This is a genomic window from Raineyella sp. W15-4, from assembly GCF_033170155.1.
Taxonomy (GTDB): Bacteria; Actinomycetota; Actinomycetes; order Propionibacteriales; family Propionibacteriaceae; genus Raineyella.
In genome coordinates this window covers 582,806-600,398 of sequence record NZ_CP137079.1, presented here as the reverse complement: position 1 = coordinate 600,398, position 17,593 = coordinate 582,806, and the positions used below count along the sequence as shown (strand labels likewise).

At 70.2% G+C, this 17,593-nt stretch carries 15 protein-coding genes, 2 tRNA genes and 2 pseudogenes; 9 read left to right on the top strand and 10 right to left on the bottom strand.

The window, feature by feature from the left end:
- Nucleotides 1-22 precede the first annotated feature (22 nt).
- Together R0145_RS02735 and R0145_RS02730 are read right to left on the bottom strand one after the other, a co-directional pair.
- Nucleotides 23-598: a hypothetical protein gene (locus tag R0145_RS02735; RefSeq protein ID WP_317838899.1), complete on the bottom strand. Its 576-nt coding sequence runs from the start codon at nucleotides 596-598 to the stop codon at nucleotides 23-25.
- Between the two features lie 375 nt (nucleotides 599-973).
- Nucleotides 974-1,681 carry a hypothetical protein gene (locus tag R0145_RS02730; RefSeq protein WP_317838898.1) on the bottom strand — a complete coding sequence of 236 codons (708 nt, stop codon included), beginning with the start codon at nucleotides 1,679-1,681 and terminating at the stop codon, nucleotides 974-976.
- A gap of 120 nt (nucleotides 1,682-1,801) precedes the next feature.
- Between R0145_RS02730 and R0145_RS02725 the strand changes: the two genes are divergently transcribed.
- Both R0145_RS02725 and R0145_RS18360 read left to right on the top strand, forming a co-directional pair.
- Entirely contained in the window at nucleotides 1,802-2,008 is a 207-nt protein-coding gene (locus tag R0145_RS02725; RefSeq protein ID WP_317838897.1) for a hypothetical protein, read from the top strand.
- Between the two features lie 68 nt (nucleotides 2,009-2,076).
- Nucleotides 2,077-3,114: pseudogene (locus R0145_RS18360) on the top strand (recombinase family protein); the annotation flags it as partial.
- Nucleotides 3,115-3,706: 592 nt separating this feature from the next.
- Here the strand turns inward: R0145_RS18360 and R0145_RS02715 are convergent.
- The 4 genes from R0145_RS02715 to R0145_RS02700 form a co-directional block, all read right to left on the bottom strand.
- Nucleotides 3,707-3,779, bottom strand: a tRNA-Lys gene (locus tag R0145_RS02715).
- Nucleotides 3,780-3,893: 114 nt separating this feature from the next.
- The gene (locus tag R0145_RS02710; RefSeq protein WP_317838895.1) at nucleotides 3,894-5,192 is read right to left on the bottom strand and encodes an anaerobic sulfatase maturase; all 1,299 of its coding nucleotides are present in this window, start codon (nucleotides 5,190-5,192) and stop codon (nucleotides 3,894-3,896) included.
- Between the two features lie 32 nt (nucleotides 5,193-5,224).
- A complete protein-coding gene (locus R0145_RS02705) occupies nucleotides 5,225-5,821 on the bottom strand; it encodes a short chain dehydrogenase (RefSeq protein WP_317838894.1) in 597 nt (198 codons plus the stop codon).
- A 119-nt stretch (nucleotides 5,822-5,940) separates the two neighbouring features.
- Nucleotides 5,941-6,570: a low molecular weight phosphatase family protein gene (locus R0145_RS02700; RefSeq protein WP_317838893.1), complete on the bottom strand. Its 630-nt coding sequence runs from the start codon at nucleotides 6,568-6,570 to the stop codon at nucleotides 5,941-5,943.
- Nucleotides 6,571-6,962: 392 nt separating this feature from the next.
- On the opposite strand from R0145_RS02700, the gene R0145_RS02695 reads away from it, so the two are divergent.
- Nucleotides 6,963-8,354, top strand: coding sequence for an SH3 domain-containing protein (locus R0145_RS02695; RefSeq protein ID WP_317838892.1), 1,392 nt, complete (start codon nucleotides 6,963-6,965; stop codon nucleotides 8,352-8,354).
- 68 nt (nucleotides 8,355-8,422) lie between these two features.
- Here the strand turns inward: R0145_RS02695 and R0145_RS02690 are convergent, their stop codons facing one another.
- Nucleotides 8,423-8,761, bottom strand: a complete 339-nt coding sequence (locus R0145_RS02690) for a VOC family protein (protein ID WP_317838891.1) — start codon at nucleotides 8,759-8,761, stop codon at nucleotides 8,423-8,425.
- A 129-nt stretch (nucleotides 8,762-8,890) separates the two neighbouring features.
- On the opposite strand from R0145_RS02690, the gene R0145_RS02685 reads away from it, so the two are divergent.
- Together R0145_RS02685 and R0145_RS02680 are read left to right on the top strand one after the other, a co-directional pair.
- Nucleotides 8,891-8,966 (top strand) — tRNA-Glu (locus R0145_RS02685).
- Between the two features lie 159 nt (nucleotides 8,967-9,125).
- Nucleotides 9,126-10,100, top strand: a complete 975-nt coding sequence (locus R0145_RS02680; protein ID WP_317838890.1) for a DUF1214 domain-containing protein — start codon at nucleotides 9,126-9,128, stop codon at nucleotides 10,098-10,100.
- Nucleotides 10,101-10,125: 25 nt separating this feature from the next.
- Here R0145_RS02680 and R0145_RS02675 read toward each other — a convergent pair whose 3' ends face one another.
- The 3 genes from R0145_RS02675 to R0145_RS02665 form a co-directional block, all read right to left on the bottom strand.
- Complete coding sequence (locus tag R0145_RS02675) at nucleotides 10,126-11,022, bottom strand: LysR family transcriptional regulator (protein ID WP_317838889.1); 897 nt, start codon at nucleotides 11,020-11,022, stop codon at nucleotides 10,126-10,128.
- 82 nt (nucleotides 11,023-11,104) lie between these two features.
- The gene (locus R0145_RS02670; RefSeq protein WP_317838888.1) at nucleotides 11,105-12,211 is read right to left on the bottom strand and encodes a TDT family transporter; all 1,107 of its coding nucleotides are present in this window, start codon (nucleotides 12,209-12,211) and stop codon (nucleotides 11,105-11,107) included.
- Between the two features lie 146 nt (nucleotides 12,212-12,357).
- Nucleotides 12,358-13,098 (bottom strand): phosphatase PAP2 family protein, encoded by a 741-nt coding sequence (locus R0145_RS02665; protein ID WP_317838887.1) that lies wholly within the window; start codon nucleotides 13,096-13,098, stop codon nucleotides 12,358-12,360.
- Between the two features lie 214 nt (nucleotides 13,099-13,312).
- Between R0145_RS02665 and R0145_RS02660 the strand changes: the two genes are divergently transcribed.
- The 4 genes and pseudogenes from R0145_RS02660 to R0145_RS02645 all read left to right on the top strand — a co-directional run bounded on the left by R0145_RS02660 (nucleotide 13,313) and on the right by R0145_RS02645 (nucleotide 17,575).
- Nucleotides 13,313-14,605, top strand: coding sequence for an alpha/beta hydrolase (locus tag R0145_RS02660; RefSeq protein WP_317838886.1), 1,293 nt, complete (start codon nucleotides 13,313-13,315; stop codon nucleotides 14,603-14,605).
- Nucleotides 14,606-14,724: 119 nt separating this feature from the next.
- Complete coding sequence (locus R0145_RS02655; RefSeq protein ID WP_317838885.1) at nucleotides 14,725-15,075, top strand: YciI family protein; 351 nt, start codon at nucleotides 14,725-14,727, stop codon at nucleotides 15,073-15,075.
- Between the two features lie 137 nt (nucleotides 15,076-15,212).
- Nucleotides 15,213-15,965: pseudogene (locus R0145_RS02650) on the top strand (ABC transporter ATP-binding protein); the annotation flags it as partial.
- A gap of 161 nt (nucleotides 15,966-16,126) precedes the next feature.
- Nucleotides 16,127-17,575 carry an FtsX-like permease family protein gene (locus R0145_RS02645; RefSeq protein ID WP_317838884.1) on the top strand — a complete coding sequence of 483 codons (1,449 nt, stop codon included), beginning with the start codon at nucleotides 16,127-16,129 and terminating at the stop codon, nucleotides 17,573-17,575.
- The last annotated feature ends 18 nt before the right edge of the window (nucleotides 17,576-17,593 follow it).

The window sequence follows — 17,593 nt, the reverse complement described above, 5'->3', positions numbered from 1 at the left end:
GGTGATTCCTTCTACTTGGCGTTCACAGCTGCTGCGCAGAGCCGCAGTATTCGCAGGTGATCGTTTGCCCCTGGACGCCAGTCACCGGGGCACCGCAGCCGCGGCACTTTCCCGCGACCTTCACCGGGGTCTCGGACTTGGTGCCGAGCTTGGACTTGAACACGCCGAGCGTGTCCTTCAGAACGCCAGCCACCATTTCCGCGCCGGGGAGAGCCATGCCCGTGCTTTGCTGGGCAGGCGCTTCCTCGCCGGTGACGGCCTGGTGGATCTTGGCGATCCACTCGTTAAGCTTCTTCTTGCCCCCCGACTGGAATGCGAACTTCTCCTGTCCGTTCAGGAAGTAGACCTCCAGTAGGTCTGTGCCGTTCGCGGCCTTCCCGATCACGGCCTGCGCCTGCTGGTTGTAGACCTTTATCTGGTCCACGGGGAACGTCAGAACACCCTTCGAGTTTCCAAACATCCCCTTCTTGATCAGCACAAGGTTGAGATTGGTCAGCATCAACTCATCCGTGTACGCCGACCAGAAACCGCCGTGCATAACGCTCTCATCCTTGAGTAGCACCACTTCATGCGGTTGCAAGTTGTACCTTGCTGCCATCAAATCCTCGTCTCTATCTGCGTAGGCGACTGCTCGGTTCCCAGATCACGCCCCCGTGAGTGGCTGCGCCACTCACGGCCCAGCCTACTGGCGAGAGCCTGCATCTCATGGCGCGGTAGGGTCCGACTACGACCCTGTTGGCCTACTTGTGATCTTTTCGCTACGGCATTTTGGGCACTGGCCGGGCACGCCAAAGCCAGCCCGCGATACCCAGTGATGACCGCAATCGAGGCAGTCCGCGATGTACGTCTGGGGTGGCTTCGGTGGGCGACCCATGTCTGCTCCTTCCAAGGAGACGGGTAGTTTTCCTGCATAGTATGTCACAAAACCTTGCCCTCCTCCCCATGTGCATGAAGGGGCGCTCTTCCGCGTTAGTTAGGCGAGTCCGGCACGCTCAAGGAGGGCCTGGTGAAGGGCTCTGGTGTGACGGTGGAGGCTCTTGAACTTCGGCTGGTCAGGGTCGTACGCCTTGCGGGTGCGGTCTCGCACGAGGGCTGTGAGTGTCCAGACCACTGAGACCATGAGGTCGTCATCGGCCAGGACTGCGTTGATGCAGTCGCTGCGCGGGTGGGGTACCTGGATGCGGCGTTCTCGCACCTCGGTGACGATCTTCTCTACGACTTGCACCTTGACGGCGCCGTCGCGGTGGGCGCGGCGGTCTTCGTAGGCGGACTTCCGGCAGGCGGGAGAGCAGTACAGGCGCGGTCTGCCGGTCGGCTTCACTTCTTTGAGCTTGGTGCCGCACCGGGCGCAGGTGGTTGGTAGATCGACTCGACGCTCGACCCGGACGGTGCGGTCGCGACGACGCTGCTCCGCCTGCTTCCGTTCGCGGAGGCGTGCGGCCTGGTGGGCATTGATCTCGCTGAGCAGCACGATCACACGCTTCTGCTCGGCGCACGCCGTCGGGTCAGGTTCGTCTCGGTCCACGGCGGCGAGCTTCGCCAGTACACGCTTGTTGAGGGTCGGGAGCGCCACGGTGGCTTCCAGCAGCTCGGCATCGTCGCCCGATTCGAGGGCGGCGACCCAGCGGGCGTAACGACCGTTGAAGTCGGTCGCTGCGGGGTCGTAGCGTTTGGTGGCCATGTTCTACGGTACGTCTGTTTCGTCACCGACGTAAGTGTCGAATCCTCGATCTGCAAGATGCGTGTGACCTCAAAGTGTGACCTCAAAGTGGTGACGGGCGGATGGATGAAAGTGTGCATCGTGCAGCGGCCGGTGCACCTGTCTGGCATGCGAAGCGACGAGAGGAATCTGCGGCTGCGAGCGAAGCGGCGCGAAGAGCCTGACCTCGGGAAGCTGATCGAGTGGGTGCTCGGCATCGCAGAGGCCCGGCACCGCGCCTGGCTGAACGGCGATCCCGACCCCTACGGGATCCCGCCGCCTGACCACCTCACGCCTGCACCTTGCTGATCTCTTCAGTTTGTCAGGGGTGCGCGAGAGGATCGACACCAAGATGTACCCCGGTGAGGAGGCCGACCATGAGCACCGCGACATTCGACACCAACACTTCCGAGCGACCCGCCGACGCACCGGTGCTGCTCGCCGTGTCCTACCTGCGGGTGTCTACGCGGGAGCAGGCCGAGCGTGGTGGTACCGAGGAGGGGTTCTCGATCCCCGCGCAGCGCGAGGCCAACGCGCGGAAGGCCGACGAGATGGGTGCGCGGATCGTACGGGAGTTCATCGACGCCGGGGAATCGGCGCGCTCGGCGGATCGTGACGGGTTGCAGGACATGCTGGCGTTCATCGCCGCAACCAGGGTGCAGTTCTGCATCGTTCACAAGCTCGATCGGCTCGCCCGCAACCGGGCCGACGACGTGAAGATTCACGAAGCCCTCATCAATGCCGGGGTCACGCTCGTCTCCGCCGCCGAGAGCATTGACCAGACGCCTTCGGGGATGCTCGTTCACGGCATCATGTCGTCCATTGCGGAGTTCTACAGCCGTAACCTTGCGACCGAGGTCACCAAGGGGTTGAGGCAGAAGGTCGCCCAGGGCGGCACCCCGATGCGAGCACCCATCGGCTACCTCAACGTCCGCCGCACCGACGACCAAGGCCGCGAGATACGCACCGTCGAGGTTGATCCCGAACGAGCCCCGCTCATCACGTGGGCGTTCGAGCAATACGCAGACGGCGAGACCTCCGTCACCGGACTCCTGCGCGACCTCACCGCGCGAGGGCTGCTCACCGTGCCGACGCCGAAGCGTCCATCCGGGCCGCTGGGAAAGAACGCCCTCTACCGCGTGCTGACGAACCCGTACTACGCCGGAGTCATCCGCTACAAGGGCGCGCTCCACCCTGGAGCGCACGAGCCCATCGTGGAACCCGCGCTCTTCGATCAGGTGCAATCTCTGCTGAAGGCGCGCAACGCGCACGCAACCCGGCACGTCCAGCACGCCCACCACCTCAAAGGGCTGCTGCACTGTGGCGCTTGCGGGTCGCGGATGCTGCTCGACTTCGCCACCAACCCGAGAGGCACTACCTACGCCTACTTCGTCTGCTCCGGCCGCGCGTCCAAGAAGACCACTTGCACGCGGCGGGCGGTGCCCGTCCAGGTCGCAGAACGCCTGGTCGCGAACTCCTACGCCTCCATCACGATCAGCGAAGACGACTACCGACACCTCGCCGCCGAGGTCGACGCCGCGTTCAACAAGCGCAGCGCGGGCAAGGATCAGGAGTTCGCAGACCTCACCGCGAACCGGGCGCGCCTGGAAGCCGAGAGCGACAAGCTCCTCGCCGCGCACTTCGCCGACGCCATCGACCTGCCTACGCTCAAGCGGCACCAAGACCGCATCCGCGCCGGGCTCGCCGACATCGAGTACCGCCTGCGCGTGCATGATGAGCAACACGTCCGTGGGCGCGCGTTTCTGCACGACAGCCTGCGACTCCTGACCAACGCCCTCCACGCCTACGCTCACTCCGACGACGGGAGCAGGAGACTCGCGAACCAAGCGTTCTACACGCGGTTGGAGATCACTGAGGACGAGCAACTACGCCCGCGCCTCGCAGAACCGTTCGCGACCATCGTGCGTGAGACGACCGGAGTCAAGGAAGCCAAACGGGAACACTCAACATCTTCCGATGTCGCGTGTTCCCGTAAGACACTTTGGGTGGGCCCTGTGGGAATCGAACCCACAACCCGCGGATTAAAAGTCCGCTGCTCTGCCAATTGAGCTAAGGACCCGAGTCAGCTCCCTAGCTTAGCGACAGCCCGCCCGCTCCGATTGCCGTGGACACTCCCTCGGCCCGCACCATCCACAGCCGACGCGGGTATCCCGCTGTCGGAACCCCCGGGGCGTCAGCCGGCATCCTCCGCCATGATCTCGGCCGCCGGCCGCCCGGAGAGCAGCAACCGGCCCATCCGTTCGATCGCGGGCTGGGCGTGCCGGTAGAAGCCGTAGTAGCCCTCGCACAGATAGTTCAGGCCGGGCTCCCCGTCGGCCGTGGTGGCGAACCGGTCCTTGGGGCAGCCGCCGTGGCAGGCCCAGCGCACCGGGCACTCCCGGCACTGGGTCGGCAGGCCGGTGCGCTTCGACCGGCCGAACTCCCGCTGCCGGGGCTGCGTCACCAGGTCGGCGAGCCGGGTGTCCGCCACGTTGCCCAGCAGGTAGTCGGGTTCCACGTAGTGGTCGCAGGCGTACACGTCGCCGTTGTGCTCGACCGCGATGGCGGTGCCACATTCCGGCGAGTGCACGCACAGCGAGTGCCGGCCGAACAGGTTACCGAGCGCGACGTCGAAGTCCTGCACGAAGACGGTGCCCACGTCGTGTGCCAGCCACTCGTCGAAGACCGACGACAGGAACGCCCCGTACGCCCGCGGCTCGACACTGCGGGAGGTGACGGCGTCGCCGGTCTGGCGGTAGAGCAGTCGGGACCGCTCGCCGTCGACCCGCCAACCGCGCTCGGCCACCTCGAGCTGGTCGGCGGGGACACGTTCGACGATCGGGATGAACTGCACGAACCGCGCCCCGAGGTCGTCACGGAAGTGGCGGTAGACCTCCACCGGGTGGTCCTGGTTGGCGTGGTGGACCGTGCAGAGCACGTTCGTCTCCACCCCGTGACGCTGCAGGGTCCGCCAGCCGCGGAGGACCTGGGCGTGCGTGCCGCGTCCCGCCTTGTTGACGCGGTAGTGGTCGTGGAGCCGGGCGGGTCCGTCGATGCTCAGGCCGACGAGGACGTGGTGTTCGGCGAGGAACTCGCCCCAGTCGTCGTCCAACAGCGTGCCGTTGGTCTGCAGGGCGAAGGACACCTGCTGCCCGGGGCGGGCAAGCTCACCCACCAGGGCCACCGCCCGCCGGTAGAAGGGAAGGCCGCGCAGCGTCGGCTCACCGCCCTGCCAGGCGATCTCGACCGGCCCGTCGGGCTGTGAATCGAGCAGGTTGCGCAGGTACACCTCCAGCCCGGCCTCGCTCATCCGTTGGGAGTCGTGGTCGTACAGCAGTTCCTTGGAGAGGAAGAAGCAGTAGGTGCAGTCCAGGTTGCAGGCCGCGCCGGTCGGCTTGGCCAGCACCGAGAACGACACCCGGCGGCCACCGGTGGCGGTGCCGGCGCCACCGGTCACGGCGTTGCCACCGGTCAGGGCGTTGTCATCGCTCACGTCGGTCCCCGCCACTCACGTCGGCCCCATCATCAGTCCAGCCTGTAGACGCGCCCGGTCTGCACGCCGTCCACGGACTTCTTGAACGCCGCGCCCACGAGCTCCGCCGACACCGGCGGGAAACCGGGGAACGGAGCGAAGTACTCGGGCGCGGTCGCCAGCACGGTGGGGCTGACAGCGTTGAGGCGGATGCCCCGCGGAAGCTCCGTCGCCGCGGCGATCACGTACGACTCCAGCGCGCCGTTGGCCAGCGCCGCGGCCGCCCCCGTCGCGACCGGCTCGCGGGCCAGGATGCCGGTGGTCAGGGTGATCGATCCGCCGTCCCGGAGGTGCGGGAGGCCGAGCCGGACGATGTCGAGCTGCGGCAGCACCTTGCCGCGGAACGCCGCGAGATAGTCGTCACGTCCGAGGTCACCGAGCGGCTTGAAGGGGACGTCACCGAGGCAGGCGACGATCGCGTCCACGGTCCCGACGGCGGCGAAGACCGCCTCGACGCTGGCCGGATCGGTGGCATCCACCCGCGGGGTCGTACGCCGGCCGACGCTGATGATCTCGTGGTCGGGTTCGAGGGCCCGACGCGCCGCCGTGCCGACGTGACCGCCACCTCCGAAGACGATCACCCGCTGCATGTCCCCTCCTCCGTCCCGGGCTCGCCCGATCGGGCGTCTGCCCGCCATCATGCCCCGGACCGCCCAAACCCGACCGGATCCGGTCGGCCGGGGGACGACGAGGACGGGAGGTCGCCGGGTCAGGCGGCGACCGAGACCTCTTCCGCGAGCAGCACCCGGATCCGGCGCTCCAGGTCGTCAGCGACCTCGCGGACGAACTCGAGCCCCTCACCGCCGAGCGACGGGACCTCCCAGTTCACCCACACCTTGCCGGCGAAGTCGTAGAACTCCGGCACCCCGAGGGTGACCACCACGTCGGCGGCCCCCACCAGGCTGGAGGTGAACGGCATCGGGTACGGGTACTTCAGCGCGATCCCCCGCTCGGCCAGCACGGTGATGACATCGCTGGACAGGCCGCCCCGCGGGTGGAGGCCGGCGCACCGTACGTTCACCTTGCCGCCGGCCATCTGCCGGGTGAGCGCGGCGGCCATGTGGGACCGGGCGCTGTTGTGCTCGGAGACGAAGAGGATCTCCGGCAGTGCCTTGGCGACCCGGCCCTCCGCCTGGGCCTTGGCGAGCAACTCCTCCTTGGCCATCCGCGAGACGAGGAGCGGCAGGAAGTCGGTCACCGTGGCCTGCTTCTCCAGGTGCACCCGGGAGATGGCGACCGCTTCCCGCACCTCGTCGGGGGTGAAGACACCCTCGTAGTGGTCGGCGAGCTGCGCCGTGTCGTACGCGTAGCGCTCCTCGAGCTCCTCTGCGGTCAACATGATGACCTCCTCCTTCCACGCAGGTGATGCGTGTCGTGGGCACGTTGTGGGGCGTCCGGTTACGCCCTCAACACAACAAGAATACCCCCGTTGGACACTTTTTGTTAACCTTCTGTTCACTTTGGCGTGTCAGGTCTCCGCGGAACGCCCGGGCAACTGACATGCCTGTCATTTCCCCTAGTCAAATCAAGGTCAACTGAAGCTTGAGAGTTCACCGGAGACGACCCGGCCCCTAGGGTCGGCTACGGAGGTCGTCGTACGCGTGTGGGACACCCTGTCGGGGAAGGGCAGGGGATCCGGGGAAGCACCCGCGACGACGACCCCTTCGGGCACCGGTCTCGGCGCCCGCGCGTCACGGCGACTCGGGAAGGTCGTCGGGAGGGGAAGACGACATGGGCTTCTTGACACGCGCCCTCGGGCGGACGGTGGCCACGGCGACGTTGGCAGGCCTCGTCACCGCGTCGGGCATGGTCTTCGGACCACTCTCGCAGTCGGCGCAGGGCGACCGGTTGACCGCGATCACCGGAGTGAACCTGAGGTCGGGCCCCGGCCTCTCCTACCCCGTCGTCGGCGGCCTGAGCACCGGGCAGCGGATCACCGCACTGGGCCACTCGGCCGACGGCTGGACCCCGGTGGACCTCAACGGCCGGCGGGTCTACGTCGCCAGCCGCTATGTCAGCGGTGACACCGACGGCAGCACGCCGGTCTCGACCGGTTCGGCGGGGACGGCCGTGACGACCGTCAACCTCAACGTCCGCACCGGCCCGTCCACCTCATACGCCGTCGTCACCACCCTGGGCAAGGGCACCACGGTCACCCTGACCGGAACGACCTCCGGGGCGTGGACCCAGATCTCCCGCGACGGCCACTCCTACTGGGTGTCGAGCGTCTATCTCGGCTCCGGTTCCTCCGGCGGGTCGACCGGGGGGTCGTCCGGGTCGGGCACCGGGGCCGCGTACACGACGACCGCCCTCAACGTACGCACCGGCCCGTCCACCTCGTACGCCGTCGTCACCACCCTGGTGCGCGGCACCAAGGTGACAACCACAGGGACGGAACAGAACGGCTGGACCCAGGTGCTGTACAACGGGGCGACGCGGTGGGTCTCCAGCAGCTATCTCACCACTGCCGGGGCGTCCGCCACCGAGCCGGCCCCCTCCGTGGTGACCGGCTCGGGGACGATGTACGCGACCACCTCGGTGAACGTCCGCACCGGCCCGTCGACCTCGTACGCCGTGGTCACCACCCTGGAGCAGGGCCAGCAGGTCAGCACCACCGGCAAGACCTCCAACGGCTGGACCGAGGTCGTCTGGCAGGGCGCCGCCCGCTGGATGTCGAGCCAGTACCTCAGCAGCAGCAACCCGGGCACGTCGACCACCGTCGACCCGGCGAACGTGTCGTCGTCGATCATCTCGTCCGCGCTGCCCGGTTCGGTCGGGCTCTCCGGGCTCGTCCCGTCGGCCAAGAAGGTCGTCAACGTCGTCGAGACGCAGTGGCCGGTGGTCGGTCCCTATTACGGCGTGCGGGTCGAGCCGGGTTCCGACCACAACGACGGCCACGCGGTGGACTGCATGATCCCGAACTGGTCGGGCGCCAACAAGGTCATCGGAGACCAGATCGCCGCCTATCTCCAGGCCCACGCGAGCGAACTCGGCATCAGCTACATCATCTGGCGCCAGCACATCTGGTCGGTCGCCCGGTCCTCGGAGGGCTGGCGGCTGATGGCTGACCGGGGCTCGACCACCGCGAACCACTACGACCACGTGCACGTCAGCGTGAACTGACGAGGTCCGGCGGAGCTGCGACGAGGGCGGTAACAGCAGCGCCTCGATGGTGCCCGGATTGTTGCTGCCTAGATGCAGAACAGGTTCCCCTCGGGGTCGGACAGGACCGTCCAGTTCCCGTTGCTGTCGCCGCGGTGCTCGACCAGCCAGCCGCCGAGTCGTACGACCGCCTCGATCGTCCGTTCCCGGTCCACCGCCGCGCAGTCGAGGTGGATCCAGCCGGGGTCTCGGCTCGCACGGTTGACCTGCTGGAACAGCAACCGGATGCCGGTCGCCGGCTTGACCAGCACGAACCCGTTACCGGAATCGGCCGGAGTGCCGCCGACGAGCTGCGACCAGAACGCCGCGAGGGCCCAGGGGTCGCCCGAGTTGATCGTCACGGTGTGGACCTTCATGAGCGCATCCATGCCGTCCACGATAGGGAGCGGCTCTGACGTCGAGGATCAACGACGGATCGCCTCCGGCGGTCGGCTGGGCTATGCTGTTCGTCGGCCCTCCGCCCGTACGGTCCGGAGCGCCGTGGTGCTCAGCACCGGGTCCCCTTCGTCTAGTGGCCTAGGACACCGCCCTTTCAAGGCGGCAGCGCGGGTTCGAATCCCGTAGGGGATGCCACGGCTCACCACCTGGTCTGAGCCATCCCCCCTGGGACAGCTCAGAGGATCTCGACTCCGTCCCCGTCTCGGCCACGGAACGCCGGAGTACCGTGGCCGAGACGTCGACGTCATCACCTTCCCCTGGCGGGACAGGCCCGTGGTGCTGGAGGCAGGGAACGTGAGCAGAAGGTGGGGCTGGTTCGCGGCGCTCATCGGCGTGATCTGCGTCGGCTTCGTCATCCGCCTGCTCTTCTTCCCCCAGCCGCGGACGGTGCGCAGCGACATCCTGCAGGGCATCCTCATCGGCTACGGGCTGGCTTTCGTCACCGCCCAGCTCTACGCGAGGCTCAAGGCGACCAGGGTCAACGGCTGGATCACCGTGTTCGGGCTGGGCGAGCCGGGCACCGGCATGCTGCTGCGCGCCGCGTACGCCCAGCTCTTCCCAGGCCCGGTCAACACGGCCGCCGAGGCGGTGTACTGGTGGACGAACACGGACGGCGCGGGCCGTACGCTTACCGGCCGGCGCGACTACGTCCTGCACTTCCCGGCCGGCGGTCTCCCGCCGAACAACGCGTTCTGGTCGCTGACGATGGGCGACGCCAAGAACCGTTTCGTGCCGAACCCGATCAACCGGTACGCCGTGAGCGACCGGTCCGGGCTCGTCCCGAACGCCGACGGCTCGGTCGATGTCCACCTCCAGCGCACTGCACCGGCGGGTCGGGAAGCCAATTGGTTGCCCGCGCCCGCGGGCCGGTTCATCCTCTGGCTGCGGGTGTACGAGCCGGGCCCGACCATTCTGGACGGCAGCTACCGGGTGCCGCCTCTCCTCACCGTGGGCTGGCTCGATCTCTCCGAGGGGGCGCAGGTCCTGCAGGTGCCGGACATGGCCGGCCGTTACTACGCCGTGCAGTTCACCGACCCGGTGACGAACACCAACTTCGCCTATGTCGGCAAGCGCACCACCGGCGCCGAGGCCGGGGACTACCTCCTCACCGGCCCCGGCTGGACGGGGCAGGTGCCGGACGGGATGAAGCAGATCGCCGCACCGAACCGGTCGGTGCTCGTCATCGGCCGGGTGCTCGTCCACGACGACAGCGATCTCAGCACCGCCTATCGCCTCTCGACGCAGCTGTGGGTGACACCGCCGCCGTGACTCCGCCGCGGCAGGGGCTGTCAGGTCAGTGGCCGGCGCTCCGCTCGGCGACAGCCACGAGTTCGGCCGCGATCCCGCGCGGGGGCTGTCCGGTCCGCCACACCGCCAGCAGCGGGCGGACCAGATCGAGGCCGGTGATCGGGACGACCACCAGTTCGCCCGCCCGGACCGGATCGGCGACGACGAGATCGCTGAGGACGCCGGCGGCCACCCCGGCCTGGATGCTGGCCCGGACGCCGGCGTTGCTGTTCAGAACGACCGCGGCCGGCGCCAGCGTCCGCGGAGCGAGGGCGTGTTCCAGGACCGCCCGGGTGCCCGAGCCGACCTCGCGGCTGACCAACGGGGTGGCGGCCAGCTCGTCGGGATCCACCCCGGCGCGGCCGTGCCAGGCATGGTCGGGGGCGACGACCAGCACGAGGCGGTCCCTGGTGACCGGGTGGTGGGTCAGACCCGGCGTCGGACTGGGATCCTCGACGAACCCCAGATCGACCGTCCCCTCAAGTACGAGCCTGGTCACCTCGGCCGAGTTCTCCACCCGGAGCCGGATCCGGTCGTCCGGGTTCCGGCGCCGCAGTTCGGCCAGCCAGCCGGGGAACAGGTGCTCGGCGATGGTCATCGACGCCGCCACGTCGAGCTGTCCCAGCCCGGCCGATTCCAGCGAACGCAGCGCCAGCGTCAGTGCCTCGGCCTGCCGCAGCAGCGGCCGGGCCCAGGCGACCACCGCCTGCCCGGCCTCGGTCGGCTCGCTGCCCCGGGGCGTACGCCGGAACAGCACCACCCGCAGCTCACGTTCGAACCGCCGCACCGTCCGGCTGGCGTTGGGGCCGGCCATGCCGACCGCCCGGGCACCGGCGCCGACACTGCCGTGGTCGGCGATCGCGACGAGCAGCTCGAGCACCTCGAGGCTCGGATAGCTGGTCACCTGAGGATGATGTCACGGCCGGACGAGTCGTTCCCGAGCCCTGCCGCGGCCGGACGACATCGCCTCCGGGCGGCGAGAGCCATCAGGCCGCGAGCCCACGGGTCGCGATGCCGCGGAGGGAGGCGACGGTGCACAGCGCCACCGTGCCGCACAGCACCAGGGTGCCCACTTCGCCGGCGAGGGTCAGCACCGTACGGCCGGTCCCCTGCCCCAGCAGGGTCGCCCCCAGCGCCAGCGTCCCGATCGGGAAGGTGAGGGCCCACCATCCGGGGCTGAACGGCATCCGGCCGACGAAGCCCCGTGCGGTCACCACGATCGCCCACCCGACCAGCGGCAGGCCGATGCCGAGCATCGCGAAGCCGTAGCCGTTCGCGGCCTGGTGGACGACCGCGGCCGCCTGCCCGGCCAGCATCGGCCTGGCCTGAGCGGCGATCGACTGGGCCGCCGCGGTGGACTGGCCGACCATCCCCAGCGGGATCCAGGCCGACGGCGCGGCCGCGAGCGCGATCGGGGCGATCCGCCAGTGGTGGTGGTAGGCGACCGCGAAGACGATGGTGCCGACACACAGCGACAGGAAGAAGCAGCCGACCGTCGCCAGCAGCAGCCAGATCCGGCCCTGACCGGCGAGGTGCGGCACCAGCCCGGCGCCGGTCGTCGCGGCGACCATCGGCCCCACCACGGCGAGCCCCCAGACGGTCGTCGGCGCCCCGCAGTCACGACCCACCAGCCGAGCCCCGAACCCGAGCGCGGCCAGCACGCCGACCAGCGTCCCGATCGCCCAGAGCACGGCGTCGACCGTCCAGGCGGTCCGGGTGAGGCCGGGCCACCACGCCGGCACCACGGTGGCGGTGCACGACCCGACGGCGAGGACACCCATCGACACGGTGCCCCACATCGGCACCTTGTCGATATCGCGCAGGGTCTCGGTCAGCGCACCGCGATCACCGATGATCCGACCGAGGAATCCGCCGGTGAGCACGACCAGGATCGTCCAGCACATCACCAGCGGCACCACGGACGCCGGGTGGCCCCACGGCAGGCGCCCGGCGGAGGTCTGCAGCAGGGTGCCGAGGATGCCGGTGCCCATCACCGCCGGATACCAGGCCGGGCCGAGCGGCGGCAGCGGCGCTGCGGGACGGGGGCCGGAGCCTGCCGTGCGCGGAGCGGGGCCGGCCAGGAGAGTCGTCATGGAGCCCATCGTCATGGAGCCCATCGTCGGGCGCATCGCAAGGGACCGACCAGTCCCCAGGTCGGCAGGCACCCCTATCAGTTGGATAGGGGGAGGCCGTTCCCTGACACGTCGGTCCCGACGCCGCGGCTCCGGGCGCGGGCTCGCTAGCCGTCGATCGCCCGCCGACCCGACGCCACGGGCGGGGCGAGGAACGGGATCCGCGGCATCACCCAGTCGACCCCGATCACCCGGACCGCCGGCGCGACCGACAGCGACCAGACGATCGACGCGGCCACGTCGGTCGGGAAGTGCACCGCGTCGATCGACAGCGACACCGCCACCACGAGCACCAGCACGACGCCGACGACGACCCACAGGCCGAACCAGCGGGTGCCCCGCAGCAGGTAGGCCACCGCCATCACGAAGGCGACGATGAAGACGGTGTGCCCGCTGGGGAACGAGGCGTCGGTCTGGACCGGTGTGAACGGGTGCGGCATCAGCGCCACGTCGGGCCGGGGCCGGCCGACGATCAGCTTGACCACGGCCGACGGGATCCAGGTGACCGCCACCAGGCCGCCGAAGGCGACGGCCGCACGCAGGTTCTTGCCGACCAGCCAGATCAGCGCACAGATCACCGCGGTGATGATGATCGCGGGGACCGGGCTGATCACGTGGTAGACGGCCGAGGTCACCGTGCCGAGGGCACCGGAGTGCAGGCCGTTCAGCGCGACGGACAGCGGGAGGTCGACCGGACGGGCGGTCAGTGCGAACCCCGCCCCGGTGATCACCAGGATCGCCGCGGCCGCGAGCAGGATGAGCGTCAGCGGGTGGGCCGAGCGGCGGAAGATGCCGTCCTCCGCGAGAGCCCCGTGAGGCGCCGGCAGCCGATGGTGTAGGACAGACATTGCAGGATTCGCGCTTTCTCTCGCCGGACGGGTCTCCATCATCCCCTCCGCGGGGCGGAATCCCGGTGGCGACCGTGAGCGCTTCCTGAGCCCCGGCTAAAGGATGGCTGAGCGGCGGGCGTCTCCTCCCCGTCTTTTCCTTCTCGAGCTGTGCCCTCCCGGCCGGGTCAGTGCCCGCGCCCGGTCGCCCACGCGGCGGCCTAGGCTCAGGATCGTGCGTACGACCACCGAAGCCCTGCCCGGCCTGACCCTCACCAGCCTCACCCTCGACGTCCCCCTCGACCATGCGGACCCTGCGGCGGGGACGATCGAGATCTTCGCCCGGGTGGTGACCGGGGAGGGCGGGGAGGACCGGCCGTATCTGGTCTTCCTCCAGGGCGGCCCCGGCAACGAGGCCCCGCGGCCGACGCTCGTGCCGGCCGGGCCGTCCTGGCTGCCGCGGGCCCTGGAGGAGTTCCGGGTGGTGCTGCTCGACCAGCGCGGCACCGGGCGCTCCACCCCGGTCTCCGCCACGGTGGCCCGCCGGGAGGGCCGGGTGGAGGCCCGGGTCGCCGCGCCACTCGCCGGTCTGGGCGTGGCCGACCAAGCGGCCTACCTCACGCATCTGCGCGCCGACGAGATCGTCCACGACTGCGAGGCGGTGCGGGAGGCGCTCGGCGTGCCGCGGTGGACCGTGCTGGGCCAGTCCTTCGGCGGCTTCACCGCCCTGCACTACCTGTCCTCGCATCCCGGATCGCTGGCCGGAGCCCTCCTCACCGGCGGACTCAGCGCCGTCGGCCATCCGATCGAGGACATCTACGCGACCACCTGGCGGACGATGATCCGCAAGTCGGAGGAGCACTACCGCCGCTTCCCGGGCGACCGGGACCGGGTCCGTCGGCTCAGTGCCCTGTGCGCGCAGGGCGGGATCAGTCTGCCCAACGGCGACCCGGTCTCCGCCGATCGTTTCCGGACGGTCGGCCTGCGGCTGGGCATGCAGGGCGGCTCGGAGCAGCTCCACTACCTGTTGGGGCTGGATCCCGGGTCCGCGGCGTTCGCCCACGACCTGGCGGCGTTGCTCCCCTTCACCGGCCGCAATCCGCTCTACGCCGTGCTGCACGAGTCCAGCTACGCCGACGGGGTGGCCACCCGCTGGGCGGCGGAGCGGACGATGCCCGACCAGGTCCGCGAGGACGTCACGCTACTGGGTGGCGAGCACCTGCACCGCTCATTGTTCGCCGAGGACACCGAGCTGGCGGCGTTCGCCGAGGTGGCCGACCTGGTCGCCGAGCACGCGTGGAACCGGCTCTACCTCCTCGAGCAACTCGCCCGGGCCGAGGTCCCGGTCGCTGCGGCCGTCTACCAGCACGACGCGTACGTGCCGCTGGAGTACTCCCTGGAGACCGCCGCGCTGCTGCCGGACTGCCGCACCTGGGTGACCAGCGAGTACGAGCACAACGGTCTGCGGATGGACCCGGCGGTGCTCGACCACCTGATCGGCCTGCTCAGGGGACGCCGCTGGCAGTAGCGCCGAGCCGACCCGGCTCGCGGCGTACGCCACCCGGCCGGCCCGGTGGCGTACCGGCGGTGGCTCGGCCAGACTGGCGGTGGTGGCATCATCGCCGCTCTCCCGTGAGAGGAACCGCCATGCCGCAGTACCTGCTGTCCGTCCACCACGCCGCCGAGATCGCCCCGGTCCCGGACACACCGTTCGAGCAGATCCGGGCCGAGGTGGCGGCCTTCAACGACGAACTGCTGGCCCAGCACCGGCTGGTCTTCGCCGGCGGGCTGCTGCCGGCCGCCGAGGCCACAGTGGTCGATGCCACCGGGCCGAGGGTGACCATGCACCGCGGCAGCTACCTGCCGGGGGCCGAACAGCTCGGCGGCTTCTGGGTGGTCCGGGCGGACACCCTCACCGAGGCACTCGAACTCGCCGAACGGGCCTCCGCGGCCTGCCGGCTGACGGTCGAGGTACGCCCGTTCCAGGACGAGGGCTGAACCGGGAGGTCTTGGCCACCTCGCTTCCGGCCCTGATCCCCGGGGGGAATCTCAGGGGCTCTCATCCTCCGGGGCGATCCTCGGGAGCCGCCCGCGGCCTGATGTCTCCCGGGCCCCGTCCGCGGCACGGTGGGTTCATGTCCTCAGTGCCGCATCCCCCATCCGCCGCGCCCGGCGCCGTCACCTCCGCCGCACCCGGCGCCACCGTCCGACCCTGCCTCGTCGCAGAGGACGTCGCGAAGTCGTACGGCTCGACGGTCGCGCTGGCCGGAACGAGCCTGACCATCGACCCGGGCGAGGCGGTCGCCGTGATGGGTCCGTCCGGCTCCGGCAAGACGACCCTCCTGCACTGCCTGTCCGGCATCGTCTCCCCCACCGCCGGGGCGATCCGGCTCGACGCGGGCTCGGGCGCCGTCCGGGTCGATCAGCTCGATGCCGCCGGGCGGGCCAAGCTGCGGCGCGAGTCCCTCGGCTTCGTCTTCCAGCAGGGCATGCTCGTCCCCGAGCTGACCGCGGTCGAGAACGTCGCGCTGCCGCTGCTGCTCAACGGCGTGGACCGGGGCGACGCAGAGCGGCATGCGTCCCGCTGGCTGACCGCCCTCGGTCTGGACGGCTTGGACGACCGCAGGATCGGCCAACTCTCCGGTGGCCAGGCGCAGCGGGTGGCGATCGCCCGGGCACAGGTGATCGACCCGGCGATCGTGTTCGCCGACGAGCCTACCGGTGCGCTCGACTCGACCACCGCGGCCGATGTCATGGACGCCTTGATCGCCTCGACCGCGGGGCGCGGGCGCACCCTGGTCGTGGTCACCCACGACCCCGACGTCGCCCGCAGCTGCTCGCGGATCCTCACCCTGCACGACGGCCGGATCACCAGTGACGTCCGTCGTCCGGAGCGGCCTCCGCAGCGGCATCCCGCGGGGCAGCCGGAGGGGCAGCCGGCACCGGCGATCGTCGGCCACCGGCCGGCGGAGAACGGCGTACGGAGCGTACGGGGCATCGCGGACAGTGCCCGAAGCGCTGCCGACGACGCCCGGGATGGGGCGGACCGATGACCGCGGCACCGGACCCGTCGGGTCGGCCGGCACCCGTGGACCTGCTGCCTGCACCCCTGCCCGAGCCGCTGTTGTTGCCGGCGCCCCGCGGCCCGCTGCCGGTGACCTGGGCGGTGCTGGGCGTGCTGGCCCGTCCGACGCTGCGGGACCGGGCTGCCTGGGGACTGCCGGTCACCGCCTTCGCCGTCATCTCGACGATCATCCTCGATGTCGCCGGCGGCGCGGTGATGTTCTGGTCGATTCCTGGTGAGACCGCCGGGGTCTACCGGATGCTGTCCAGCCTCGCGGTGGTGTTGCTGGTGCTGCCCCTGGTCACCCTGGCGTCCTCGGCGGCCAGGCTGTCGGCCCGTCGACGGGACGACCGGCTGTCGTCGTTGCGGCTGATCGGCGCGACGTCGCCGACCCTCCGGTTGGTCACACTGGCCGAGGCGGGCGCGTATGCCCTGGCCGGCGCCCTCCTCGGCTGTCTGGGGTATGCACTGTCCCTGCCGCTGCTCGGGCTGCTGTCGTTCGACGGGCACCGGGTCGGGGCCGCCGCCCTGCTGCTCGGCCCCGGACCGCTGGCCGGGGTGGTGGCCGCCCTGGTGGTCCTGGCGCTGGCCAGTTCCGCGCTGGGCCTGCGCGCGGTCGTCATCTCCCCGCTCGGGGTGCGGATGCGCAGCACCGCCCAGCGGGTCTCCCGGGCCCGGATCGCCGCCGGGGTGGTGCTGCTCGGGGTGGCGGCGCTGGCCACGAAGCTCGCCCCGATGCTCGGGGCCCAGGCCGGCCCGGTGGTCGTAGTGGCGGTGGCACTGTTCGCCATCGCCGTCGCTCTGGGCGTCATCGACATCGTCGGCCCGCGGCTGCTCGCGGTCTTCTTCCGCAGACGACTGCGCCGCGCCCGCACGGCCGAGGCGCTGGTGGCCGCCCGGATGGTGCTGGAATCGCCGAAGCAGGCCTGGCGACAGGTGGCCGCCCTCGGTGCGGTCTGCTTCGTCGGAGTGGCCGGGGGCACCGGGGTGGCGCTGATGGAGCGGGTCTCGGCGCACGCCACGGCCGGCGATCTCGTGGTGATCCAGGACATCCGGACCGGGGTGCTGCTGACCATCGTCTTCGCCTTCGCGACCGTCGCCTGCTCGGTCGGCATCAACCAGAGCGCAGCCGTGCTCGACCGCCGCCGGGTCGAGGTCGGGCTCGACCTGATCGGGATGGACCTGGCGAGCCAGGACCGGGCGCGCCGACGGACGGTGCTGGGGCCGCTGGGGTTCGTCATGGGGGTCTCGATCGCCAGCGCGGTGGTGGTGCTGCTGCCGCTGGTCGGGGCGGCTCTGGTGCTGTCGCCGGTGACCCTGCTGATCACCGCCACGGTGATGGCGGTCGGCGTCCTGTTCGTGGTGCTCGGGCTGCGGGCCACCCGGCCGGCCCTGGCCGGAGTGCTGGCCGATGGCCTGGCCCGCACCGACTGATCTCACCGGCCACCGGTC

Bases quoted from the DNA above. Each gene is read 5' to 3' on its own strand.
- R0145_RS02705 (WP_317838894.1), bottom strand. From the start codon at position 5,821: ATGCAGCGGGTGATCGTCTTCGGAGGTGGCGGTCACGTCGGCACGGCG.
- R0145_RS02655 (WP_317838885.1), top strand. From the start codon at position 14,725: ATGCCGCAGTACCTGCTGTCCGTCCACCACGCCGCCGAGATCGCCCCG.
- R0145_RS02700 (WP_317838893.1), bottom strand. From the start codon at position 6,570: ATGTTGACCGCAGAGGAGCTCGAGGAGCGCTACGCGTACGACACGGCG.
- R0145_RS02670 (WP_317838888.1), bottom strand. From the start codon at position 12,211: ATGACGACTCTCCTGGCCGGCCCCGCTCCGCGCACGGCAGGCTCCGGC.
- R0145_RS02645 (WP_317838884.1), top strand. From the start codon at position 16,127: ATGACCGCGGCACCGGACCCGTCGGGTCGGCCGGCACCCGTGGACCTG.
- R0145_RS02695 (WP_317838892.1), top strand. From the start codon at position 6,963: ATGGGCTTCTTGACACGCGCCCTCGGGCGGACGGTGGCCACGGCGACG.
- R0145_RS02665 (WP_317838887.1), bottom strand. From the start codon at position 13,098: ATGTCTGTCCTACACCATCGGCTGCCGGCGCCTCACGGGGCTCTCGCG.
- R0145_RS02730 (WP_317838898.1), bottom strand. From the start codon at position 1,681: ATGGCCACCAAACGCTACGACCCCGCAGCGACCGACTTCAACGGTCGT.
- R0145_RS02735 (WP_317838899.1), bottom strand. From the start codon at position 598: ATGGCAGCAAGGTACAACTTGCAACCGCATGAAGTGGTGCTACTCAAG.
- R0145_RS02690 (WP_317838891.1), bottom strand. From the start codon at position 8,761: ATGGATGCGCTCATGAAGGTCCACACCGTGACGATCAACTCGGGCGAC.